The sequence below is a fragment of the Halopolyspora algeriensis genome (assembly GCF_003337235.1).
Lineage (GTDB): Bacteria > Actinomycetota > Actinomycetes > Mycobacteriales > Pseudonocardiaceae > Haloactinomyces > Haloactinomyces algeriensis.
On sequence record NZ_QPJC01000006.1, the window covers coordinates 197,485 to 220,662 of the forward strand.

General features: G+C 68.2%; 19 protein-coding genes and 1 pseudogene. 10 read left to right on the forward strand and 10 right to left on the reverse strand.

Translation table 11 applies throughout. The annotated features are described in order from the left end of the window. Positions 1-110: 110 nt before the first annotated feature. Entirely contained in the window at positions 111-1,622 is a 1,512-nt protein-coding gene (locus tag DFQ14_RS11755; RefSeq protein ID WP_114453264.1) for an acetyl-CoA hydrolase/transferase family protein, read from the reverse strand. A 756-nt stretch (positions 1,623-2,378) separates the two neighbouring features. On the opposite strand from DFQ14_RS11755, the pseudogene DFQ14_RS11760 reads away from it, so the two are divergent. Continuing rightward, positions 2,379-3,248 (forward strand): annotated as a pseudogene (locus DFQ14_RS11760) (glycine/sarcosine N-methyltransferase); the annotation flags it as partial. Positions 3,249-3,393: 145 nt separating this feature from the next. On the opposite strand, the gene DFQ14_RS11765 reads toward DFQ14_RS11760, so the two are convergent. Beyond that, positions 3,394-4,179 carry an IclR family transcriptional regulator domain-containing protein gene (locus DFQ14_RS11765; protein WP_114453265.1) on the reverse strand — a complete coding sequence of 262 codons (786 nt, stop codon included), beginning with the start codon at positions 4,177-4,179 and terminating at the stop codon, positions 3,394-3,396. Between the two features lie 255 nt (positions 4,180-4,434). On the opposite strand from DFQ14_RS11765, the gene lat reads away from it, so the two are divergent. Then, the gene (lat, locus tag DFQ14_RS11770) at positions 4,435-5,820 is read left to right on the forward strand and encodes an L-lysine 6-transaminase (RefSeq protein ID WP_114453266.1); all 1,386 of its coding nucleotides are present in this window, start codon (positions 4,435-4,437) and stop codon (positions 5,818-5,820) included. Positions 5,821-5,902: 82 nt separating this feature from the next. Here the strand turns inward: lat and DFQ14_RS11775 are convergent, their stop codons facing one another. Both DFQ14_RS11775 and DFQ14_RS11780 read right to left on the reverse strand, forming a co-directional pair. Further along, positions 5,903-6,505, reverse strand: coding sequence for a response regulator transcription factor (locus DFQ14_RS11775; RefSeq protein WP_179951553.1), 603 nt, complete (start codon positions 6,503-6,505; stop codon positions 5,903-5,905). Continuing rightward, positions 6,502-7,695 carry a sensor histidine kinase gene (locus DFQ14_RS11780; RefSeq protein WP_246195792.1) on the reverse strand — a complete coding sequence of 398 codons (1,194 nt, stop codon included), beginning with the start codon at positions 7,693-7,695 and terminating at the stop codon, positions 6,502-6,504. The genes DFQ14_RS11775 and DFQ14_RS11780 overlap by 4 nt, the downstream gene beginning before the upstream one ends. Before the next feature lie 145 nt (positions 7,696-7,840). Between DFQ14_RS11780 and DFQ14_RS11785 the strand changes: the two genes are divergently transcribed. Beyond that, entirely contained in the window at positions 7,841-8,809 is a 969-nt protein-coding gene (locus DFQ14_RS11785) for an ABC transporter ATP-binding protein (RefSeq protein WP_114453267.1), read from the forward strand. After that, on the forward strand, positions 8,809-9,537 hold the full coding sequence (locus tag DFQ14_RS11790) for an ABC transporter permease (RefSeq protein WP_114453268.1): 729 nt from the start codon (positions 8,809-8,811) through the stop codon (positions 9,535-9,537). Before DFQ14_RS11785 ends, DFQ14_RS11790 begins: the two co-directional genes overlap by 1 nt. A 72-nt stretch (positions 9,538-9,609) precedes the next feature. Here the strand turns inward: DFQ14_RS11790 and DFQ14_RS11795 are convergent, their stop codons facing one another. Next, positions 9,610-11,190, reverse strand: coding sequence for a dolichyl-phosphate-mannose--protein mannosyltransferase (locus tag DFQ14_RS11795; protein WP_179951554.1), 1,581 nt, complete (start codon positions 11,188-11,190; stop codon positions 9,610-9,612). Positions 11,191-11,213: 23 nt separating this feature from the next. Between DFQ14_RS11795 and rsmI the strand changes: the two genes are divergently transcribed. The 6 genes from rsmI (at position 11,214) to DFQ14_RS11825 (ending at position 17,313) form a co-directional block, all read left to right on the forward strand. Next, positions 11,214-12,062 carry a 16S rRNA (cytidine(1402)-2'-O)-methyltransferase gene (gene rsmI, locus DFQ14_RS11800; protein ID WP_114453335.1) on the forward strand — a complete coding sequence of 283 codons (849 nt, stop codon included), beginning with the start codon at positions 11,214-11,216 and terminating at the stop codon, positions 12,060-12,062. An 86-nt stretch (positions 12,063-12,148) separates the two neighbouring features. Further along, a complete protein-coding gene (gene upp / locus DFQ14_RS11805) occupies positions 12,149-12,772 on the forward strand; it encodes a uracil phosphoribosyltransferase (protein ID WP_114453269.1) in 624 nt (207 codons plus the stop codon). Positions 12,773-12,864: 92 nt separating this feature from the next. After that, positions 12,865-13,719, forward strand: coding sequence for a tryptophan 2,3-dioxygenase (locus DFQ14_RS11810; protein WP_114453270.1), 855 nt, complete (start codon positions 12,865-12,867; stop codon positions 13,717-13,719). Next, positions 13,716-14,777: an amidohydrolase family protein gene (locus tag DFQ14_RS11815; RefSeq protein ID WP_114453271.1), complete on the forward strand. Its 1,062-nt coding sequence runs from the start codon at positions 13,716-13,718 to the stop codon at positions 14,775-14,777. The genes DFQ14_RS11810 and DFQ14_RS11815 overlap by 4 nt, the downstream gene beginning before the upstream one ends. Further along, positions 14,774-16,003: a kynureninase gene (locus DFQ14_RS11820; protein WP_114453272.1), complete on the forward strand. Its 1,230-nt coding sequence runs from the start codon at positions 14,774-14,776 to the stop codon at positions 16,001-16,003. The genes DFQ14_RS11815 and DFQ14_RS11820 overlap by 4 nt, the downstream gene beginning before the upstream one ends. Positions 16,004-16,152: 149 nt before the next feature. Beyond that, positions 16,153-17,313, forward strand: a complete 1,161-nt coding sequence (locus tag DFQ14_RS11825) for a glycosyltransferase family 2 protein (RefSeq protein WP_246195791.1) — start codon at positions 16,153-16,155, stop codon at positions 17,311-17,313. A gap of 58 nt (positions 17,314-17,371) precedes the next feature. Here the strand turns inward: DFQ14_RS11825 and DFQ14_RS11830 are convergent, their stop codons facing one another. From DFQ14_RS11830 to DFQ14_RS11850, 5 genes are all read right to left on the reverse strand, one after another. Then, positions 17,372-17,710, reverse strand: a complete 339-nt coding sequence (locus DFQ14_RS11830) for a hypothetical protein (protein WP_114453273.1) — start codon at positions 17,708-17,710, stop codon at positions 17,372-17,374. Positions 17,711-17,927: 217 nt separating this feature from the next. Then, positions 17,928-18,380 carry a flavodoxin family protein gene (locus DFQ14_RS11835; protein ID WP_114453337.1) on the reverse strand — a complete coding sequence of 151 codons (453 nt, stop codon included), beginning with the start codon at positions 18,378-18,380 and terminating at the stop codon, positions 17,928-17,930. Between the two features lie 11 nt (positions 18,381-18,391). Further along, positions 18,392-20,152 (reverse strand): phospho-sugar mutase, encoded by a 1,761-nt coding sequence (locus DFQ14_RS11840; RefSeq protein WP_114453274.1) that lies wholly within the window; start codon positions 20,150-20,152, stop codon positions 18,392-18,394. Between the two features lie 79 nt (positions 20,153-20,231). Then, positions 20,232-21,047, reverse strand: coding sequence for a purine-nucleoside phosphorylase (locus DFQ14_RS11845; protein WP_114453275.1), 816 nt, complete (start codon positions 21,045-21,047; stop codon positions 20,232-20,234). A gap of 28 nt (positions 21,048-21,075) precedes the next feature. Then, positions 21,076-22,794, reverse strand: coding sequence for a serine/threonine-protein kinase (locus DFQ14_RS11850; RefSeq protein ID WP_476702819.1), 1,719 nt, complete (start codon positions 22,792-22,794; stop codon positions 21,076-21,078). Positions 22,795-23,178: the final 384 nt, after the last annotated feature.

Consider the following 23,178-nt stretch of genomic DNA (forward strand, 5'->3'; position numbering starts at 1 on the left):
CAGAAGCCCTGTGGGGACCCGCCTCTCCCGGATGCCGGGACTCGGCGCAGCGAGGCGCAGCCGGAGGTTCCGCCACCCGCACCGCCGAGCAAGCCGCCCCGACACACTCTTCAGACGCGCATGGTGCCTTCCTGGAGGTACTTCCGGTGCCAGGACAGGGACTCGTCGAGCAGGTGCGGGGTGTGCCCTCCGTAGGAGGCGGCCAGCGACCGCTCGTAGTAGTCCCGCAGTGCGGGCCGGAAGTCCGGATGGGCGCAGCGTTCGATGATCTGCTTCGCCCGCTGTCTCGGTGCCAGACCACGGAGGTCCGCCGCCCCCTGCTCGGTGACGATGACGTCGACGTCGTGCTCGGTGTGGTCGACGTGCGAGACCATGGGCACGATGGTCGAGATCGCACCGTCCTTGGCCGTCGAGGGTGTGACGAAGATCGACGTGTAGGCGTTGCGGGCGAAGTCGCCGGAGCCACCGATGCCGTTCTGGATCCGGCTGCCCATCATGTGCGTGGAGTTGATGTTGCCGTAGATGTCCGCCTCGACGATGCCGTTCATCGCCAGGCATCCCAGGCGGCGCACCACCTCGGGGTGGTTGCTGATCTCCTGAGGGCGCAGCAGGATCCGGCTCCGGTACTCGTCCGCGTGCTTGTTGAACCGGTCGACAGCCGAGGGGCTCAGGGAGAATGCCGTTGCCGAGGCCATGCGCAGCGTGCCCGAATCGATCAGGTCCAGCATTCCGTCCTGGATGACCTCGGTGTAGGCGGTGAGTCCGGAGAACGGGCCCTCCCGGAGCCCGGCGAGCACGGCGTTGGCGACATTGCCCACGCCGGACTGCAGCGGCAGCAAGCTCTCCGGGATCCGCCCGCAGCGCATCTCCGAGGTGAGGAAGTCCAGCACGTGTCCGGCGATGGCGCGGGAGATCCCGTCCGGCTCCTTGAACGCCGTGTTGCGGTCGGGAGCCTCGGTCTCGACCACGGCGGCGATCTTCTCGGGCGGACATTCCAGGTAGGGCACGCCGATGCGGTCGCGCGGATCCGTCAGCGGGATCGGCCGCCGGTACGGGGGCAGCGTGGTGCCGTAGTAGATGTCGTGCATGCCCTCGAGTTGCTCGCTCTGCCAGGCGTTGACCTCGAGGATGACCCGGTCGGCCTGCTCGATCCAGGTCTTGTTGTTGCCCACCGACGAGGACGGGATCAGCTTGCCGTCCTCGGTGATCCCGCTGATCTCGATCACGGCGACATCCAGCGGCCCGAGGAAGCCCTGCCAGACCCGCTGTGCGACGTGCGAGAGATGGATGTCGATGTAGTCCATCCGGCCGGAATTGATCTTTTCGCGACTGACGGGGTCGGACTGGTAGGGCAGCCGCAGTTCGATCCCGTCGGCTTCGGCGAGGGCCCCGTCGAGCTCGGGGGCCGTGGAGGCACCCGTCCACAGGCTGACCTTCATGGGATCGCCCTGGGCATTGGCTTCCGCCAGACGTTTGGCCAGTGCCCCCGGCACTTCCTTCGGGTATCCGGCCCCGGTGAACCCGCTCATACCCACATTGGCCCCTGCCGGAATCAGACGCGCTGCCTCATCGGCCTCGACGATCTTCGTCGCCAGCTGGCGGTTTCGAATTCTGCCGGGCATCAATGCCTCCATTCATCCGGACACCGGCGCCCTTCCCCGGCCGGGTCGACGAATTGCTCACACCACTGCCGCAGTGTCGACGCTTTTACCCGATGCTGTGCCCGGTGCGAAAAGCGCTGCCGAATTCAGCGGTGCCTGTGTGACGCAGATCGTATGAGCCATGCCTCAACACGGAAGCGTGACGTGTGCCACGCAGGCGTCGCTCATCGGTGCTGCCGGGGCCCGTGCAGTGCTCTCCGCCGGGCATCCCGGGGCCACCGAATCGTATTGCGCTGCTTAAATCCAGGTTACGGGCGGGGGACGAACGCTCCTCGGTCGCTCGCCGAGCGGGAGCGGTGACCGCGCGCGGCGGTGTTCGTACGGCGACACACGCGGTCGGCATGCGAACCGGCGACCGCTGGATTTTCTCCTCCCACCGGCTCTGCGCCACCGCGTGGAAGCCGCCGACTTGCCTGGTCAGCAGGCTTCCCCGGGTGGGTGTCGGAATGCCGCATCGCCGGTTGTGAACAGGGTCACGGGATCTTCCGCCTTGATCCGTGATTTCTGTGCCCTAATGTCGTGACCGGCGCACAGATCTGTGGCCGTAATACACCGGGCAAGGACGCCGCGGTGTTGGCCGCCTGCCGCGAAGAACGCACGTCGCATGCCGTGCGTTTGTCAGGGGCGACAGTTCCCGCGGAGGAACATTCCGCGCTGTCCGGCCCCGTACCGCGCATCATGGTGATGTGCGGTCGAAACGATTTCAGGGAACGGAGCATGACCAAGAGCGCGAATACGCGTCCTCACGAGGGCGGGAAGAACGAATCGACCGTCAGTTCCATCGAGTTGGAACAGCAGGTATTCGGTGACAACCCGACCGAGGTGCGCGACACCGACCACTACACCCAGGAGTACGTCGGTGGCATGGTGGACAAGTGGGACGAGCTGATCGATTGGAAAAAGCGTTCCGAGAGCGAGGGACGGTTCTTCATCGACCAGCTCAAGTCGCGCGGTGTGCACACGGTGCTCGACGCCGCGACAGGAACCGGATTCCACTCGGCTCGCCTCGTGGAGGAAGGCTTCGACACGGTCAGCGCGGACGGTAGTCCGCAGATGCTGGCAAAGGCTTTCCAGAACGGTATCGACTACGGCGGCAACGTGCTGCGCGTGGTCAACGCCGACTGGCGCTGGCTCAACCGCGACGTGCACGGTGAATTCGACGCGATCATCTGCCTCGGCAATTCGTTCACCCACCTGTTCTCCGAGCACGACCGGCGCAAGGCGCTGGCCGAGTTCTACGCGAAGCTCAAGCACGACGGTGTCCTGATCATCGATCAGCGCAACTACGACGCCGTGCTGGACAACGGTTCCGGCGGGAATCGCACCTACTACTACTGCGGTGATCAGGTTTCGGCGAAGCCGGATCACGTCGACGACGGACTGGCACGCTACAAGTACACCTTCCCGGACAACAGCGAGTACTTCCTGAACATGTACCCGCTGCGAAAGAAGTACCTGCGTGGTCTGATGCGGGACGTGGGCTTCCAGAAGATCGACACCTACGGCGACTTCCAGGAAACGTACGCCGAATCCGAGCCCGACTACTTCATCCACGTGGCGGAGAAGTCCTACAGGGACCCCGGCGAGCTGGACGCCGAGTGATCGATCCGCGTGGAACTCCACTGCGGTGATACCCGCCACAGGGATTTCGGCCCTGCGGGGCCGCGGTCGTCGCCGAGTCTCCGATCGGGGGCTCGGCGACGACTGTGTTCGCCCTCCCGCCGGAGCGCCGTCACATCGGTGCGGTCGGTTTCATCCGCAGGTCGGCCTCGATGCGTGATGCGGTCGTGCGGAGTCTGGGCACGACCTCCTTGCGGACCACGGACTCCGAAGCGCCGTTGGAGTGCAGGGACACGTTGACGGCCGCCGACACCCGACCGTCCTGATCACGGACGGGCACGGCGACCCCGCGCAGGCCGCCTTCGAGTTCGTCGTCGGAGATCACGAACCCCTGCTTGCGCACTGTGGCGAGTTCCGTGCGCAGGGCATCCCTGGCGGTGATGGTCCTGTCCGTGACGGGTCTGAGCTCCATCACCCCCAGCCTGGCCTCCAGGAGTTCGGGAGGCAGACCTGCGAGCAGCACCTTGCCCATCGAGGTCGCATGCGCGGGAAACCGGGTGCCGACGGGGATGGTCACGGACAGCAGCTTGGGGCTGGGCACTTGCGCGATGTAGCAGATGTCGTCGCGTTCGAGTACCGCCAGCGAGCTCGTTTCCTGCAGCTCCCCGGTCAGTCGCTGCAGGTGCGGTTCGGCGATCTGCGGCAGGGGGCGACTCGACAGATAGGCATAGCCGAACTCCAGAACCTGTGGGGTGAGGGTGAAATGCCGTCCGTCGTGGCGGAGATAACCCAAATCCACCAGGGTGAGCAGCAGACGACGCGCTCCGGCGCGGTCCAGGCCGGTCGCGGTGGCCACCTCGGTCAGCGTCAGCTCGGGGTGCTCGGGCGTGAAGGCGCGCAGCACGGCCAGTGCCCGCTCGACGGCTTGAATGAAATGCTCACCGCGTTCTTCGACCATCCCCACCTCGTGTGCTGTCGGTGTCCTCCTGACGTGGGATTTTAGTGGTCCTTGTTCCTCCACTGTCCGTGGTGGCGTTTGTGCGCTCGGCACTCATCACGCCGCGACCCTCCTGGGCGGAGGAATTTATCCTGCATTTGGTCGTTACTACGGGAAAATCTTGATTGAAGTCGGGGACTCGTGTAGCAATTTATCCAGATGAGGGTGTAGCCGCGGCCACAGGGCCGCGACCCGCGTAGTGCCAGGAGGTCGAGCATGACCGCACAGCGAGAGACCGCCGACTCCACCGGTACCGAGCTCCCGAGGCAGCGTGCACAGGCCGCTGCGCAGGACAGTGCAGCCGCCGCCGTCACCGAGCTGCGTGCCCACGTGGCCGGCGATCTGCTGGACATCGTGGTGGATCTGGACGGCGGCGAGGGTTGCCGCCTGCGTGACCTGCGCGATGGCACCGAGTACCTCGACATGACGATGTTTTTCAGCTCGGCGCCGCTCGGGCACGGGCATCCGGGGCTGCGCGAGCCGGATTTCGAAGCTGCGCTCGTTCGCGCAAGCCGGGTCAAACCCGCCAACCCCGATTTCGCCACCGTCGAGCAGGCCCGCTTCGCCGAAACCCTGAAACGCGTGTTCGGCGACCCGGAGCTGCCGTTGCTGTTCTTCATCGAGGGTGGCGGACCGGCGGTGGAGAACGCGCTGAAAATCGCCTTCGACTGGAAGACCAAGTGCAACGCCGCCAGGAGCATCCCCGTGCGCGGTTGTCGGGCCATGCACCTGCAGCACGCGTTCCACGGCCGCACCGGGTACACCATGTCGTTGACCAACACCGACCCGACCAAGGTCCGCGACTACCCCGTGTTCGACTGGCCACGCATCCCCAGTCCTGCCGTCGATCCGGACACCGGGTGGGACCACCCCGAGCTGCTGCCCGCCGAGCGCACCGCCCTGGAAGCCGCCGAGGCCGCTCTGCAGCGGTACGGCCACGAGATCGCCTGCTTCGTCTACGAGCCCATCCAGGGCGAAGGCGGCGACCGCCACCTGCGTCCGGAGTTCCTCCGGGCCATGCAGGAACTGTGCCGCGAGCACGGCGTACTGACCATCGCCGACGAGGTGCAGACCGGCGGTGGGATCACGGGGTGTGCCTGGGCGTACCAGGCGCTCGGGCTCGAACCGGACCTGGTCGCGTTCGGCAAGCGTGTGCAGGTGTGCGGGGTGATGGGCGGTCGTCGTGTCCTCGACATCGCCGACAACGCCTTCCGCGAGGGCAGCCGCATCAGCTCCACCTGGGGTGGTGGGCTGGTGGACATGGTGCGTGCCACCCGGATCCTGGAGACCGTCGAATCCGAGGACCTGCTGCCCCACACGCGCCGGATGGGTGAGATCCTGCTGGCCGAGCTACGCGGCCTTGCCGAGGAGTTCCCGTCCGTGCTCGGCCATCCGCGTGGTCGGGGGTTGATGTGCGCGGTTGATTTTCCCGACTCGGCGCTGCGCGACCGTGCGATCACCATCGCTCGCGAGCGGCATCACACGTTGTTCCTGCCGTCCGGTCCGCGCTCGCTGCGGTGGCGGCCGGCCCTGTCGGTGCGGCAGGAGGAACTCACCGATGCCGTGCAGGCACTCCGCAAAACCCTCGGCGAGCTGTCCTGACGACCACCTCGTGGAGTGAACGCCAACTTTCGCCCGGATAGAAGCAACGAAAGTTGGCGTTCACTCCTGGATGCCGCCGGCTTCAGATCCAGCCTTCCTCCCAGGCGTGTCGTGCCGCCTCGTGCCGCGTGCCCGCATCGAGCTTGTTCATCGCCGCCGAGAGGTAATTGCGGACCGTGCCGGGGGCGAGGTGTACCTCGTCGGCGATGGCGGCGATCGTGCTTCCGCGGAGCGTGAGCCGGAGGAGTTCGAGCTCCCGGGTCGTCAGCGGGCACGTGCCTTCGGTCAACGCACTCGCCGCGATCTCCGGATCGACGTAGCGTCCTCCGCTGTGGACATCGCGCAGGATGGCAGCCAGCCGGGTGGCCGGCGTCGTCTTCGGGACGAAACCGCGCACTCCCGCAGCCAACGCACGCTTGAGCACCCCCGGCCGGGCGTGGCGGGTGACGAGCACGACCGGTATGTCCAGCGTGCTCTTGATCTCCGTCGTGGCCTGAACTCCGTCCAGCTTCGGCATCTCCAGATCGAGCACGGCCACGTCCGGGCGGTGCTCCCGAACGGCCTGCAGCGCCTCGTCACCGTCACTGGCCTGGGCGATGACGCTGATGTCGCTTTCGAGGCCGAGCAGCGTGGCCAGGGCACCCCGGATGAGATCCTCGTCATCGGCCAGCACCACCTGCATCACGCTTCCGACCTCCCCGGCTCCTCGGCACGCCCGACCAGCTCGAACCAACCGTCGCGGTGCTCGGCACGCACCTGCCCGCCCAGTGTGGCGAAACGTTCCCGCAACCCGTCGATCCCCGAACCCGATGTGCCGTCGCTCGCGTACACGCCGTCGTTGCGCAGCACCACTTCGCTGCCGTGCTCGTCGGTGAGGATGCTCATTTCGCAGTGAAGCGCCCGACTGTGCCGCAGCACGTTGGTGGCCCCTTCCCGCACCAGGGCGCCGAACAGCGGTTGCAGCGGCGGAGCCACGGAGCGGGCGTGCCCGGAAACCGTGGTCGCGATACCCGCCGCTTCCAGGATCTCGCGGGCGTTGTCGAGTTCCGTGGCCAGGTCGCTGCGCCGGTACCCGTGCACAATCTCCCGGGTGTCCCGCAGTGCTGTCCTGGCGAGTTCGGCGACCTCGGCCGCCTGCGCCCGAGCCGCGCCGTCATCGGCTCCGACCAGCCGTTCCGCCAGCTCACCCTTCAACGCGATGGCCTGCAGGTGATGCCCCTGCACGTCGTGCAGCTCGGCGGCGAAGCGCAGACGCTCCTGCGCAATGGCGAGTTCCGCCGAAACCGAGCGTGCCCGATCGAGTTCGAGAACCACATCCCAGAACCACACCGCCACCACCAAGACGAAGATCGTGAATGCGACGACGGCGGCAGCGATCAGGGCGAACCTGATCGGAACCATCGGAGGGCCGTAGCGCCAGGAAGCGGTGGCGACCACGAATGCCGTCGAACCGCACGTGGCGAACGTCAACGGCCACCGCAGGCTTACGGTGGCGTTCGTGACGATCGAGGCGGCGAGGATTGCCGGAAGCAGCACCCAGATGAAGCCGTACTCGGGTTTGGTCGCGAGCACACAGCCCGCTGTCAGCAGCGCGGCGATGAAGGCGGCCGCCTGTTCGGCGCCGTGGTGACGCCCTTGCCCCAGACCGCGCATCGTGCTCGCGCAGAAACGCGTCGCCTCGACGGTGAGGACGAGCAGCACAAGACCGAGCACCAGAAGATCGGCCGCCGCATAGGTACCGTCGGCGAAACCGTTGACGAGGCCGGTGATCACGAGAATCGCGTAGAACGACGCCATCGGCACCACGGACCACCAGGTGTAGCGGCGCAGGCGTCGGACCCGCTTGGGATCGAACTCGGCAACTGGGGACGACACCCGTCCAGCATGGCCGATCGGCGTCGCGATATCCGCCACCGCCTCACAGCGCATGACATCTGTCATCGCGGTGCCTGACAGGAGGCTCTGATCCGTTGACGGACGGCACTACCGGATACCAGGCGGTGGCACCAGGCTGACGGACATGAACCAATCGGTGATCAACGTCAGCGAGCTGCACTGCTCGTACGGTGGGTTCGAAGCCGTTCGAGGGGTGGGCTTCGATGTCGGTCCGGGCGAGTTGTTCGCCCTGCTCGGAACCAACGGTGCGGGCAAGACCACCACGATGGAAACCATCGAGGGCCATCGCGCACCGACCGGGGGGAAGGTCCGGGTGTTCGGCATGGACCCGATGCGGGATCGCGCCCGCGTGCGTCCCCGTGTCGGGATCATGTTGCAGCACAGCGGTTTCGCCGGGGATCTCACCGTGGCCGAGACGGTACGACTGTGGCAGTCGATGGTCAGCCGCCCGTCGGCAGTCGATCCGGCACTGGAAGCGCTGGGCCTGAAACACCGCCGGAACGTGCGCGTCAAGCAGCTCTCCGGCGGGGAGCGACGGCGCCTGGACCTGGTTCTGGCAACCCTGGGGAACCCCGAGGTGCTGTTCCTCGACGAGCCGACGACCGGTCTCGACCCGGAATCCCGCAAGGCCACCTGGGAGATCGTGCGGAACCTGCTGGAAGCGGGGACGACAGTGTTGCTGACCACGCATTACCTGGAGGAAGCCGAGCGGCTCGCCCACCGCCTGGCCATCATGCACGACGGCCGCATCGCGGTGTCCGGCTCGCTGACCGACGTGCTGGCCACCCAGCGCGCCCGGATCGAGTTCGAGCTGCCCGAGGATGCCGGGAAACTCCCGGATCTTGCCGGGGAGATCCGTGGTGAGGCGAGCGGAAGGATCGAGGTCCGCACCGATCGTCTGCAACACGACCTGCACGCCGTGCTCGCGTGGGCGCGCGAACGGGATGTGCGGCTGTCCCGGCTTCGGGCGCAGCACGCCTCGCTGGACGATGTCTTCCACGCCGTCCAGCAGGGCGATCACCAGCAGGATTCCTCCCAGCAGGGCGATCACGCCGACATCGAGCACGAGACGCGGAAGGCGGTGGCCGGCTGATGGGTTCGGCGATATGGGCTCTGGCAACGGCCGAGACGAAACTGCTGCTGCGGAACAAGACCGTGGCCGTCACCGCGATACTGGTGCCCCTGCTGCTGGGGTTTTTCATGGCCACCGGCATCGGGGGCAGCGCTCGGATGTGGGCGCTGGTGTTGTCGATGCAGGTGCTGTTCGTCCTCGCATTCGCCGTCTACTTCACCGCGACCGCCGCGGTGACCAGTCGCCGTGAGGATCTGTACCTCAAGCGGTTGTGCAGCGCCGAACCACACCCCGCGGTGGTGCTGGCGGGCACGCTGCTGCCCGCCGTGGTCCTCGGTCTGCTCCAGGCCACCGCGATGATCGCGATCGCCGTGCTCGCGGGAGCTCCTGTGCCCGGCAATGTGGTGCTGCTGATCGTCGCGGTGGTGGGCGGGGCCGCGATGTGCGTCGCGGCCGGATTGGCCACCAGTGCGTACACGGCCACCTCCGAGCAGGCGCAGATCACGACGATGCCGTTTTTCCTCGCCCTGTTCGTGGGAGGCATCTGGGCGGTGAACGCGCAGGACTCACTGCCCGCGCTGCTCGTGCCCGGTGGCGCGGTCGCCGATCTGGTCCGCCGTTCGCTGACCGAGGGGAACTGGTTCACGCAGGTCGCCGGCGCTCTGCCCGCGATCGGGATGCTGCTCGTGTGGGTCGTCATCGCGGGACTCGTCGCGCGCCGCTGGTTCCGGTGGGAGCCGCGCTCCTGACCGGCAGGATGGAGTGAACGCCAACTTTCGTTACTTCTATCCGAGCGAAAGTTGGCGTTCACTCCGCAAGAGTCAGCGCCAGGAGGGCAACCAGAGCTCGGCATGCCAGCGGGCCTCGGTGATCGGCAAGCCGTTGAGGATCGGCCAGAGCCAGACGAAGTTCGCCACGACCAAGCCGGTGTAGAGCGCCACCACCAGCAGGCCGGTCTTGCGGCGCTCACCGTGGGCCCCGGCGGGCCCGAGCACCTCACCGAGCACCAGCACGATGCCCAGCACGAGGAACGGCGCCAGCGGAGTCGCGTAGAAGTAGTACATCTGCCGGTCGAGGTTGACGAACCACGGCAGGAAACCCGCGCAGTAGCCGACCAGCACGGCGGCATAGCGCCAATCCAGCCGACCGGCGGCGCGCCAGACGGCCCACCCCGCGACCGGCAGCGCCACCCACCACAGCGCCGGAGTGCCGAGCAGCATGGTCGCCTGCACACAGTCCGAACGCCCACACCCGGGCATACCGGATTCGTAGTAGTAGAGCATCGGGCGCAGGCCCATCGGCCAGGCCCACGGTTTCGACTCCCACGGGTGCGGATCGTTGCCGGTGGTCAGGTTGGTGTGGAACTCCAGGACGTTGAAGTGGTAGTACAGCAGCGAGCGCAGCGCGTCGGGCAGGAACGCGAAACCGACGTTCTCGGCCACGATCACCGCGTGCCGGTCGGTGGCGGTCTCACTGGCGAACCAACCCGCCCAGGTGGCGAAGTACACCGCCAGCGGCAGCACCAGCAGGGAGGCCAGCGCGGGCACGGTATCCCGCAGCAGGGCACCCGCCCAGGGACGCCGCACCCCGGCCGTCCGGCGCGCCAGCGCATCCCAAATAACGCTGAGCAGCCCGAACGCGACGACGTAGTAGATGCCACTCCACTTCACCCCGCACGCGAGCCCGAGCGAGACACCGGCGGCGAATCGCCACCAGCGAAAGCCCAGGCGCGGGCCCCACGGGGTGTCGCCGACACGGCCCTCGATGACCACCGTCCTGAACCGCTCCCGCATCCGGTCCCGGTCGACGAGCAGGAAGGAGAAGGCGGTCAGCACGAACACCGCGTGGAAGATGTCGAGCATCCCCACCCGGGACTGGACGTGCGTGAGCCCGTCGCAGATCAGCAGCACACCCGCCAGCGCACCCAGCAGGGTGGAGCGGGTCATGCGGCGGGCGATGCGGATGACCAGCAGCACCATCAGCGTGCCCGCCAGTGCTGCGCTCACCCGCCAGCCCCACGGGTTGTATCCGAACAGCCACTCGCCCACCGCGATCAGGTGTTTGCCGACCGGCGGGTGGGCGACCAACTCGTAGCCCGGGTTGTCTTCGTACCCACCGTTGCGCAGCATCTGCCACGCCTGCGGGACGTAGTGCTTCTCGTCGAAGATCGGCGTGCCCTCGTCGTCGGCATGCCCCAGCTTCCAGAACCGGATCACGCCTGCGAGCAGAGTGAGCACGAGCGTGACGATCCAGCCACGGAGCCGATCGGTGGGCATCAGCGGCTCGAGCAGCCGCTGCCGATCGCCTTCTCCCGGCGGCCTCGCCGGAGGTGTCGCGCCGACGGGAACCGTTTCGTCGTCGTCGGCGGCTCGGCCCACCGAGTTCGGCACCAGGACGCTCACACCCAAATCGTAGGGTGGAGGACGTGAATGCCGAATTCGGACCGGGCACGCTGGTGCTGGCCGCCACTCCGCTCGGTCGTGCCGGGGACGCCTCGGGGCGGTTCGTCGAGGCGCTCGGGACGGCCGGGGTCGTGGCTGCCGAGGACACCAGGCGGGTACGCGCTCTGGCCACAGCGCTCGGAGTGACCCCGGCAGGCCGCGTGGTCAGCTATTACGACGCCGTGGAGTCCGCGCGCACGCCCGTGCTGCTCGATGAGCTGCATGCGGGCCGTACCGTGCTGTTGGTCACCGACGCGGGCATGCCGAGCGTGTCCGATCCGGGCTACCGGCTGGTGGCGGCCTGCGCGGCCGAGGGCATCCCGGTCACCTGCCTGCCGGGCCCCAGTGCGGTGACCACCGCGCTGGCGGTGTCGGGACTGCCGTCGGACCGGTTCTGCTTCGAGGGCTTCCCGCCGCGCAAGCAGGGGGAGCGGCGACGCTGGCTCGCCCGCCTCGTGAGCGAGCAGCGTACGTGCGTGTTCTTCGAGGCACCGCACCGCCTCGCCGACACCCTGGCCGACGCTTCCGCGGTCCTGGGCGCCGATCGGCAGGCGGCGGTGTGCCGCGAGCTGACCAAGACCTACGAGGAGGTGCGTCGCGACCGGTTGGGTGAGCTCGCCTCCTGGGCGGCCGAAGGTGTGCGCGGAGAGATCACCGTCGTGCTCGCGGGGGCCGCGGCGGTGGAGCCGAGCGATCCCGCGGAACTGGTCGGGCAGGTCGAGCAGCGCGCAGCCGAAGGTCTGCGGCTCAAGGACGCGGTCGCCGAGATCGCGGAGGTCGGCGGTGTCCGCAAGAAGGATCTCTACGACGCGGTGTTGGCGGCCAGGAAGTAGTCCGGCCGCGGTGATGCCGCGACCTCGCCACAGCCGATGGGTTCCCGCCGGTGCGGGTCCCGCTCCAGCGGATACCGTGATGCCCCATGGATGTCCGGGTCGTTGATCACCCCTTGACGCAGGCAAGACTGTCCACAATGCGTGACGCGCGTACGGACAACGCGGCCTTCCGCGCCGCGCTGCAGGAACTCACGCTCATGCTCATCTACGAGGCCACCCGCGATGCCGAGGTGGCCGAGGAGCCCATTCACACCCCGGTCGCGCGCACCACGGGATACCGGCTGGCGAATCCGCCACTGCTGGTGCCGGTGTTGCGGGCCGGACTCGGCATGGCCGACCAGGCGCACCGGCTGATCCCGGAGGCCCGGATGGGATTCATCGGCCTGGCACGGGACGAGAGAACGCTGCAGCCGACGCCGTACATGGAGTCGCTGCCCGACGACCTGTCGAACGTGCCCGTGTTCGTGCTCGACCCGATGCTGGCCACCGGCGGGTCGATGGTGCACACGATCCGGATCCTGACCGAGCGTGGAGCCGGCGATGTCACCGCGATCTGCACCCTGGCCGCGCCCGAGGGGGTCGATCGGCTCGAGCGCAGCGGTCTGCCGGTACGGGTGATCACCGCCAGCGTGGACGAGCGGCTCAACGAGTCCGGCTTCATCGTTCCGGGTCTGGGCGACGCCGGGGACCGCGAGTACGGGCCGCGGTAGGCTCCGGCGAATGTCCGTCGCATGCCGCCACCGCGGCGTGTCGTCGGCAGACACTTCCCACAGCGGCCGATCGCCGCTTCGAGGAGGCCACCATGAGCGACGCTGCGAACCAGCGCCGGATCGAACCGGAAATCCACCGGGACCTTCGGGGCGAGCTGACCTACGGCAACTACCTGCAGCTCGACACCCTGCTGTCGTGTCAGAACCCGGTCAGCAGCACGGGGCACCACGACGAGATGCTGTTCATCATCCAGCATCAGACGACCGAACTGTGGCTGAAGCTGCTCATCCACGAGCTCGAGGCCGCGGTGGCCTCGATCGCCGCCGACGACCTGTCCGTGGCGCAGAAGTCCCTGGCTCGGGTGAAGCACATCCAGCGGCAGATGTTCGAGCAGTGGGCGGTGCTGGAAACGCTGACACCGATCGAGTACGCCAGGTTCCGCGACGACCTGGGGCCCGCTTCCGGGTTCCAGTCCGTGCAGTACCGCACGGTGGAGTTCCTGCTCGGGAACAAAAACGCCCGGATGCTCGACGTGTTCGCCCATGATCGGCAGGCATGGGAGTCGTTGCGTGCCGTGCTGGAGGCGCCGAGCTTGTACGACGAGTTCCTGCGCTACCTCGCCCGGCACGGTCACGACGTGCCCGCCGAGCTGCTCGAGCGGGACTTCTCGCAGCCCTACCAGCAGCATCCGGAGCTCGTTCCGGCCTTGAAGGCGATCTACGAGAACCCCGGTGAGAACTGGCCGGAATACGAGACCTGCGAGGAGCTCGTCGACATCGAGGAGAGTTTCCAGCTGTGGCGCTTCCGCCACATGAAGACCGTGGAACGCATCATCGGCCACAAGCGGGGGACGGGCGGTTCCAGCGGTGTCGACTTCCTCAAGGCGGCACTGGATCTCACGTTCTTTCCCGAGCTTCTCACGGTGCGGACCGAAGTCGGGCTATGACAGAAGGTTTGCTCGTCACGGCCGAGGCCGGATGGCTCGGCGGCTCGTCCCTGCGGCGCCCCGTCGCGGTGCTGGTGCGGGATGGTCACATCTCCTGGGCGGGGCCTCCGTCCGAAGCTCCGGCGGGGGTCGAGCGGGTCCGTGCCGACGGTGTGCTCCTGCCGGGCCTGGTCGACCACCACGTGCATACCGGCCTGATCGATATCGCCGCACTGCTGCGCCACGGGTTGACCACGGTTCGGGACCTGGGGTGGATTCCCGCCGAGATTCTGCCGAGAGCGCGGGCCTCGGCCGCAGCCGGCTTCGACGGCCCTCGCATCCTGGCGGCGGGGCCCTTCCTGACGGCGCCCGGCGGCTACCCCACCGACCGGAGTTGGGCACCGTCGGGTGTGGCGTGGGAGCTGAACAGTCCGGAGGAGGCCCGCGAGGCCGTGAACGTTCTCGCGGCACACCGGCCGGAAACCGTGAAGGTCGCGATGAACGCCGAAGCCGGTCCCGTCCTCGACGATCCGACTCTGGCCTCCGTGGTGACAGCGGCACACGAGCTGCGGCTCGGCGTGACGGCACACACCGAGGGTCCCGGCCAGGCCGCGCGTGCCTGGTATGCCGGTGTGGATCAGCTGGCGCACACGCCCTGGAGCGAAGAGCTCGACGACAGGCTGGTGGCGCGGTTGGCGAGCACCACGAGCATCGTGAGCACCGTGGACATTCACGGCTGGGGTGAGGACACCCCGCAGCGGCGCAGGGCGGTGGCGAACCTGCGCCGCTTCCACCGCTGCGGGGGCCGCATCCTGTACGGGACGGACCTCGGCAACGGACCGCTGCCGGAGGGAATCAACCAGCGGGAGATCACCGCGTTGCAGCAGGCGGGGCTGAGCCCGCCGGAAATCCTGCGTTCGATGTCGATGCAGGCATTGACGCGGGGAGCGCGGGCTGATCTCGTTGCGGTGCCGACCGATCCGTTGGTGGATCCGCGGCGGCTCGTGGAAGCAGCCCCCGTGCTCAAGGCGGGGGCGCCGCCGGGCGAGCAGAAGTCGACCGGGAGGGAAGGCCAGTGAGCGGTTCGAGCTCGCTCGCGCAGGCACGTGCTCTCGACGCCGAGGACGAACTCGCCGATTACCGTGGCCGGTTCCTGCCGTCCGGGGACGAGGAGCTGACCGCCTATCTGGACGGCAACTCGCTGGGCCGGCCGCCGCGGGCGACGCTGGATCGGATCACCGAGTTCGTGCGGCAGGAGTGGGGCAGCCGGCTGATCCGGGGGTGGAGTGAAGGGTGGCTCGACCTGCCGGAGCGGGTCGGCGATCGCCTGGGTGAGGTGGCTGTCGGTGCCGCTGCCGGGCAGGTGGTCATCGGTGACTCCACCACCGTGTGCCTGTACAAGCTGATCCGCGCGGCCGCGTCCGCGCGCCCGGAGCGGCGGGAGATCGTCACCGACGACGGCAACTTTCCCACCGATCGGTACGTCGTCGAGGGCATCGCCGAAGAGCTGGGCATGGTCGTGCGCTGGCTGGAAACCGATCCGCTCACGGGTGTGACGGCCCGGCAGGTCTCCGATGCGCTCGGGCCGGAGACCGCGGTGGTCACGCTCAGCCACATCGACTACCGCTCGGCGGCCATTGTCGACATGGGAGAGATCACCCGGGTCACGCACGCGGCCGGAGCACTGATCGTCTGGGATCTCTGCCACAGCGTCGGCTGTCTTCCGGTCGAGCTGGACGAGCTGGGGGCCGACTTCGCGGTGGGATGTACGTACAAGTACCTCAACGCCGGTCCGGGGGCGCCCGCGTTCATGTACGCCCGTTCGGACCATCACGGGCTCCGGCAGCCGGTGCAGGGCTGGCTCGGTCGGCACGACCCGTTCGAGATGGGGCCGGGCTACGAACCGGCTGCGGGGATACGTCGGTTCGTGTCCGGCACGCCGCCGATCCTCGGACTGCTCGGGGTCTCGGAGGGGGTCGAGCTGGTGGCCGAGGCCGGGATCGACCGGATCCGCAGCAAGGCGGTGGCGCTGACGGAACTCGCAGTGACACTGACGGACGAATGGCTCACCCCGCACGGCCTGCGGCTTGCCTCGCCCCGCGACCCCGCGTTGCGCGGTGCGCACATCACCGTCACACGTCCCGATGCGGCGCGGCTGGTCGATCGGATCATCGCGGCCGGGGTGCTCGTGGACCATCGTTCGCCCGACGGGATCCGTCTGGGACTCTCGCCCCTGACCACGGGGTTCGAGGAACTGTGGCGGGCCATGGACACCATCCGGCAACTGGCTGCCGAGCCGCTGTGACCAGGAGCTGTGGACATCTCGCGCACCGCTGCTCAACCGATGTCCCCGAGGTGTTGAACAAGAGTTCTCCCACCTGCGGGGCGCCCGTTTCGCCCGTTCCATGGCAAGCTGTGGCTGTGGCTTCACGACACACAGGCCTCCGGAATGCTGTGCTGGGCGCTGCGGTCCTCGGATCCGTCTACCGCAGCGTGCGCACGATCCGCAAGGCACGCACCATTCTTCCGCTGCACGAAGCACCATCCACCACCGTGCTGCCGCCGACCGTCACCGTCGTCGTTCCGGCCCGCAACGAGGAGGCCGTACTGGACGAGTGCCTGCGTGGGCTCCGGTCGCAGACCTACGCCTCCCGCGGTGGTGGTTCTGCAGAACCGTCCGGGCACGACCCCACACTGCGCATCATGGTGGTGGACGACGGTTCGACCGACGCCACCGGCGACATCGCGCGGGCTCACGCGGAGGCGGACCCGCGCGTTCGAGTGGTGCGCAGCGAGGGACCGCCTCCCGGGTGGAGCGGCAAGGTCCACGCCATGCACGTCGGTGTCGAGGCCGCGGGGCAACCCGAACCCGGGGAGTGGTTGCTGTTCGTCGATGCCGACACCGTGCTCGCGCCCGAGTTGCTGTCCAGGTTGCTGGAGACGGCCGAGCGGGCCGACGCCGACCTGGTTTCCACACCGGGAGGTCCGCCCGCCGAGCATTCCGCGAGCTGGCCGGTGCTGATGCCCGCCGGTCTGCAGATGATCGGGGAGAACGCCGATCCGGCCGGTCGGGGACGTAAGGCTTTCGCCATTGGCCACTGCATCCTGCTGCGGCGTTCCCACTACGAGAAGGTGGGAGGCTGGTCGGCCCTCGCGAGCAGACGCAACGAGGATGTCGCCATCGCGACCTCCGTGCGGGACCACGGTGGTACCACCCGAATCATCGACGGGCTGGACCATGTGACCACCAGCGGCATGGATCCGTTCGGTCAGGGCTGGGTGTCGTTCCGCAAGAGTTTCGTCGCAGGCACCCAAGGATCGCTGCCGGTCCTGCTCGGTGGTGGGCTCGGCCAGGTCGCGCTGTCGCTGTCCGCACCGGCTGCGGCGCTGGCCGGAGTGCGCCATCGCCGGCCGCTGCTGGTGGCGGTCGGGCTCGCGGGCTGGGCTGCACAGGGGGCCGCCCATACCCGCACGGCGCGGGTCATGCGCGCCGGGACTTCTCTGGCGCCGCTGGCGCCGTTCACCAATGCTCTGTTCGGAGGAGTGTTGCTCGACGGTGCCGTCCAGGTGCTGCGCCGGGCCACGGAGTGGAAGGGACGCAGCACCTGGTTCTGACTGTTGCGGAGGGACCGATTTCGCCGCGTGTCGTGCGGCGAAATCGGTCGGCGTTGTATCAGTCGGCGCTGTGCTCGGCCGCTGCCTTGCGTATCGCCACCGGCGCTCCCGCCAGATCCTCCTCGTTGCACAGCAGTTTCAGGTCGTAATAGGGCTGACCCTGGCGATCGTCGTAGTCGAGGTGGACGGCGATGACGTCCACGGGCTCTCCCAGCCATTCCTGGGTCCGACGTAGCCAGACGGCGGATCGTTCCAGTGCGGCCGGGAGATTGTCATCCCGAAACTCGACCGGCCGGTAGGGAACACCCTGAACTCGGTCCCTGTCGCCGCTGGGCTGGGGAAGGTCCACGGAGACGCCGGAATCATCGAGTTCGAGTTCGATCGTTTCCTCACTCACTGTGACAGCGTCTCCCACTATTGCTTTACTCGCAAGCCCGAACTCTGCCTGTACTGCGGAAAGTGACGAGATGGGTGACCGCCCGTGTCGGCGGTGGCCGAGGGGGTGGCGCACCGGTGCCGGTGGTCTGCTGTGTCGATGTGGTCGGCAACGCGGCACGGCGTCGGCCGGCACGGTGGTTCGGTAGCCACCTGCGCACGTTTCCCGAGCCCCGTCCCTACGGCATCAGGTTGGCGGCGAGGGTGGCCCCGAGTTCCCAGCAGGACTCCAGGGCCTGCGAGTCCGGCTGCCCGGAATGGGTGACGGGCTCGGCCGCGGCTTTCCAGCCCAGCCCGGAGGTGATGGAGCGGACGGCCTTGAGCGCCCCCTCGGTGCCTTCGTTGCCGTGCACGTAGAGTCCGTACGGTCGCCCACCGGTGGAATCCAGGCAGGGGTAATAGATCTGGTCGAAGAAGTGCTTCAACGCACCCGAGATGTAGCCCAGGTTGGCCGGGGTGCCGAGCAGGTAACCGTCCGCGGCCAGTACGTCGCTCGCGGTGGCCGACAGTGCGGCGCACCGAACCACCTCGACGTCTTCGATCTCATCGGTGGTAGCCCCTTCGACGACCTTCTCGAACATCGCCTGCATGCCCGGCGACGGTGTGTGGTGCACGATCAGCAGTCTCGGCATCGCCACCGAGTTTAATGCCCGTGGGCGGTGTCGTTGCTGTCTTCCGCCGGATTTTCCCGGTTGTCCACCAGCGCCCGGACAGAACTGTCCAATTCGGACATGAAGGTGCGTGCCCGCTGTACGGCGGCGTCGAGTTCACTGCGGCCGCCGGGGGCCGGGACACTTTCGACGACCTGCAGGTAGCACTTGATTTTGGGTTCGGTACCGGACGGACGCACGACCACCCGGAGGTTGTTGTGCCCGGTGGCGGCGCCCGGGGCGGAGCCAGGGGATGCCTGCCCGTGGAACACCAGAATGTCGGAGTCCGGCAACCGGTCGTGGAGTTGCACGGGCACGCCCACGAACTCCTGCGGGGGGTCGGTTCGCAGGCGTCGCATCGCCTCACCGATCCTGCCGGGGTCGGTGACGCGGATCGAGACCTGCCCGGTCTCGTGCACGCCGTGCTTGATCGCGAGAGCGTCGAGCCTGTCCTGCAGGCTCCGCCCGGAGGTTTTGTCGGTGGCGGCCAGGTCGCAGGCCAGCACGGCGGCGGAGATGCCGTCCTTGTCACGGACGTGATCGGGGTCCACGCAATGCCCGAGCGCTTCCTCGTAGGCGTAGACCAGCCCTCTGCCGGAACCACCTCCCGAGCGCACGAGCCACTTGAACCCGGTGAGTGTCTCGTCGTAGCGGGCATGATGCTCGGAAGCGATTTCCCGCAGCATGGTGGCGGAGACGATCGTGGTGGCCACCAGCGGGTCCGGATGCGCCTTTCTGTCCAGGGTGGACAGTACGTATTCCCCGAGCAGCACGCCGGTCTCGTCTCCTCGCAACATCCGCCAGGTGCCTTCCCCGGCGGGGATGCCGAGCGCGCACCGGTCGGCGTCGGGATCCAGCGCTACGGCGATGTCCGCATCGATCTCCGCCGCCAGGTCGAGCAGCGCGTCGGTGGCACCCGGTTCTTCCGGATTGGGAAAACCGACCGTCGGAAAATCGGCGTCGGGCTCGGCTTGCGAGTCGACCAGGTACACCTCGGTGAAACCCACCAGATGCAAGGCATACCGCAGCGGCTGTGCCCCGACACCGTGCAGGGCGGTGGCCGCGATCCGCAGGTTCCGGCTCGCTCCGCGCGGCAGGCAGGCCACCCGGGCCAGGTAATCGTTCAGTGCGGTGTCCTGCCATGCCCAGGAATGCTCGCGAGGGATCGAGGTCGCCGCCTCCGCTCCGGCGATCGCGGTTTCGATCTCGGTGTCGGCGGGATCGACGAGCTGGGTCCCTCCGTGCAGGTAGACCTTGTAGCCGTTGTCCCCCGGGGGGTTGTGGGATGCGGTGATCTGCACGCCCGCCACCGCGCCGAGCGAGCGCGTGGCGTGGGCCAGGATCGGTGTCGGCAGCGGCTCGGCGAGCATGCGTACCTCGAATCCCGCTGCGGCCAGCACGGCAGCGGTGTCCTCGGCGAACTGCTGCGAGCCGTGCCGGGCGTCGCGGCCGACGACGACCACCCCACCACTGCTTCCCCGCTCGGACAGCCACGCAGCCAGTCCTGCGGTGGTGCGTATGACGACCGCGCGGTTCATCCCGTTCGGACCGGCGCGCACGGGCCCGCGCAGGCCTGCCGTGCCGAACGTCAGCGACGTCGACATGCGATCGTCGAGATCCACGAGGGACTCGGGCGAGCCGGCCACGGCCGATTCGAGAACGCCCTGCAATTCGGCGCGGGAATCCGGGTCGGGGTCGTCGGCGATCCACCGGCGGGCGGCATCACGAAGGTGCGGGTCGAGTGAGTGCTGCATACGAACCTCGATCACGATAGTGCGGGAGGGGGTGCCGCTGTCGTCGTGTGGACGCTTCCCGATTCCCGGCCGGCGATGCTCACATTCGCTCGATCAGGGCACGCAGGAGTTTGCCCATGCGAGCGGCCGAGGCTTTGCCCGCTTCCAGGACCTCCTGGTGATTCAGCGGTTCACCGGTGATCCCGGCGGCGAGGTTGGTCACCAGCGACAGGCCGAACACCTCGGCCCCGGCTGCGCGCGCGGCGATGGCCTCCTGCACGGTGGACATGCCGACGAGGTCGGCACCGAGCGTGCGCAGCATGCGGATCTCGGCGGGCGTCTCGAAGTGCGGCCCCGACATTCCCGCGTACACACCCTCTTCGAGCGAGGGATCGATGTCGCGGGCGATGTCCCGCAGGCGTTGCGCGTAGAGGTCGGTGAGATCGGTGAAGCGGGCCCCGACCAGCGGGGACCAGGTGGTCATGTTCAGGTGGTCGCCGATGAGCACCGGCTGGCCGACCTGCATCCCCTCACGCAGGCCCCCGGCGGCATTGGTGAGCACAACGGTCTCGCAACCGGCCGCAGCGGCCGTGCGCACCCCGTGGACCACCTTCTCCACTCCGCCGCCCTCGTACAGGTGGGAGCGACCGAGCAGCACGAGCACCTGCTTGCCACCGACCGAGACGGACCAGACCTTGCCGCTGTGTCCGACGGCGCCGGGCGCGGGAAAGCCGGGCAGGTCGGACATGCTCAGCTCCGCGGTCGGGGTGCCGAGTTCCTCGGCCGCGGGGCGCCATCCCGAACCGAGGACCACGGCGAGATCGTGCTGGGCCGCTCCGGTGAGTTCGGCGAGGGTTCCCGCTGCCGCTCCTGCGGCCGCGGCGGGGTCGGAAGCGTCGGAGGGTGTCGAAGGCATCACGGGTAGCCAGCCTAACGAATCGGCCTCACGGTAGCGGCTCGAAACCGGGAAGCACCCTGTCGAACAGGGCCTTTCCCCGGGAAGCCCGGTCGCTGGGGACTGTGGCGCGCACGATCCACAGATCGCCGGATCGGGGCATCAATCGGGCGAACGTCGTCCGGTGCGCTGCGGAGTTCGCACTGGGCAGGACTCCTCTCGTCACCGACTCGTACGACAGGTACCGATCGCTGCCCGTGCCGGCCGACGGGCGCACCTGTCTGCTGATGGTGAGGCGGAAGGTCCCTTCCGGGCCCTTGGTGATCTCCGGGAGAGCGTTCAGATACCCCTGAGTGGTGTATCCCCGGGTGTAGTAACCGCCGAAGCGCTGAACCGCCAGCGCCGTCCGGCCGTCGGGGGAAACGATGTGGACGGTCATGCTGCGGGTGGGCGGGCCGCTGCGGTAGCCGTGGAAGACGGTCCAGCCCTCCGGCATGGTGATCCTGAACCGGCCTTCACCGCTGTCGCCGGGATGCCGGGCCCGGTCGACGTACGGCACCAGCCGGGGCCGCGGATCCGGCTGTGTCGTGGGAGTGGTGGAGGTGGGCAGGATCGTCCGCCCCGCCCAGGTGCGGCTTGCTGCGAAGCCCGCTCCCACCGCGAGCGCGAAGACCAGGAGCATGCCGACCATCAGAGCCACAACCGACCACGGTGACCGCCGCGGGGGTGTGGGCTCGCGGAGGGCGAACGGCAGCGGACCGGGATCGGCAGCCAGCCGTGCGGGGGAGTGGTCCTCCGGAGCCTGCTGTGCGGAGCCGGACGGTTCCCGTTCCGGCGCTTCCTGCCGTTCTTCCCGTCCCTGCCGATCCGGCTTGTCCCACTGGGCCGGCGCGGTGGCCGTCGGTGTGCGTACACGCACGGTGGGCACTTCCGGTGCGATCAGCTCTCCGAACGGTTGACTGCCCGGAGGTGGCAGCAGGGATTGCACGTGGCGGCGCACGTCGGGCAGGGACATCCGCCGGTGCGGGTCCTTGACCATGAGGGCGGTGATGATCTCACCGATCGGGCCCGTGCGAGTGGGTTCGGGCACCGGCCCGCGCACCACCGCGGACACGGTGGCCATCGGATTGCCGTCCTCGTCGTAGGGCGGATGCCCCTCCGAAGCGGCGAACAGCGTGGCGCCGAGCCCCCACAGGTCGGCAGCGACACCGACCGACTCACCGGCTGCGACCTCCGGTGCGATGAAAGCCGGTGTGCCCAGCATGATCCCGGTACGGGTCAGGGTCGCCTCGGACAGGTTGCGGGAGATCCCGAAGTCGCTGATCTTGATATTGCCGTACTCGCCGAGCAGCACGTTGCCCGGCTTGATGTCGCGGTGGATGATCCCGGACCGGTGCGCGGTTTCCAGTGCGGAGGCCACGCTGTCGGTGATGGTGGCGAGTTGCCTCTCGTCGAGCGGGCCGTGCTCGCGCAGGACCACCGCGAGGCTCTGCGAGGGCACCAGTTCCATGACGACGAACGGATCACCGTCGTCCCGGGCCACGTCGTACAGCGTCACGACGTTCGGATGGGAGACCACGGCAATGGCCCGGGCCTCCCGCAACGTGCGTTCGCGGAGTTCCTCGGCGTCGCGTTCGGGCATGCCGGGAGGAAGCCGCACCGCTTTGACGGCCACCGGCCTGCGGAGCAACTCGTCCGTGCCGGACCAGACGGTGCCCATCGCACCGCCGCCGAGCCGGGCCTCCAGCCGGTACCGGTCGGCGATCAGCCGCCCGATGTCCGGGTGCGAGGAGTCTTCCGGCGGCTCCTCGTGTGAGGGTTGCCCCTGTGGATCGGACACGCTGTCGTCATCCACCGTGTCACCGGCCTCCTGCTGTCACGTCTACTGCTCCTCGGTATCGAAGTCGTCGTCGTGGACGTCGGCGAGCTCACCGGACTCCGCGGCGGCTTCCAAGCGCCGAAGCCCTTCGAGCGGGGTGACCATGGCTCCATTGTGACCCACGGCGCCGAGGCCGGTCGAACACGCTTCGTCGCCCCCGGGCACAATGAGTGACGCGAGCGCGTTACCGGACGTGAAGTTTCCCACCTCACTCGATCGACCCGGTGAAAGCATGGGTGGCTCATGTTCTTTCGATGCAGCGAAAATGGTCTC

Coding starts and splice junctions, on each gene's coding strand:
- DFQ14_RS11785 (WP_114453267.1), top strand. CDS start 7,841: ATGAACCAATCGGTGATCAACGTCAGCGAGCTGCACTGCTCGTACGGT.
- DFQ14_RS11765 (WP_114453265.1), bottom strand. CDS start 4,179: ATGGTCGAAGAACGCGGTGAGCATTTCATTCAAGCCGTCGAGCGGGCA.
- DFQ14_RS11845 (WP_114453275.1), bottom strand. CDS start 21,047: ATGCCTTCGACACCCTCCGACGCTTCCGACCCCGCCGCGGCCGCAGGA.
- DFQ14_RS11790 (WP_114453268.1), top strand. CDS start 8,809: ATGGGTTCGGCGATATGGGCTCTGGCAACGGCCGAGACGAAACTGCTG.
- DFQ14_RS11840 (WP_114453274.1), bottom strand. CDS start 20,152: ATGCAGCACTCACTCGACCCGCACCTTCGTGATGCCGCCCGCCGGTGG.
- DFQ14_RS11815 (WP_114453271.1), top strand. CDS start 13,716: ATGACAGAAGGTTTGCTCGTCACGGCCGAGGCCGGATGGCTCGGCGGC.
- DFQ14_RS11755 (WP_114453264.1), bottom strand. CDS start 1,622: ATGCCCGGCAGAATTCGAAACCGCCAGCTGGCGACGAAGATCGTCGAG.
- lat (WP_114453266.1), top strand. CDS start 4,435: ATGACCGCACAGCGAGAGACCGCCGACTCCACCGGTACCGAGCTCCCG.
- DFQ14_RS11835 (WP_114453337.1), bottom strand. CDS start 18,380: ATGCCGAGACTGCTGATCGTGCACCACACACCGTCGCCGGGCATGCAG.
- upp (WP_114453269.1), top strand. CDS start 12,149: ATGGATGTCCGGGTCGTTGATCACCCCTTGACGCAGGCAAGACTGTCC.
- DFQ14_RS11810 (WP_114453270.1), top strand. CDS start 12,865: ATGAGCGACGCTGCGAACCAGCGCCGGATCGAACCGGAAATCCACCGG.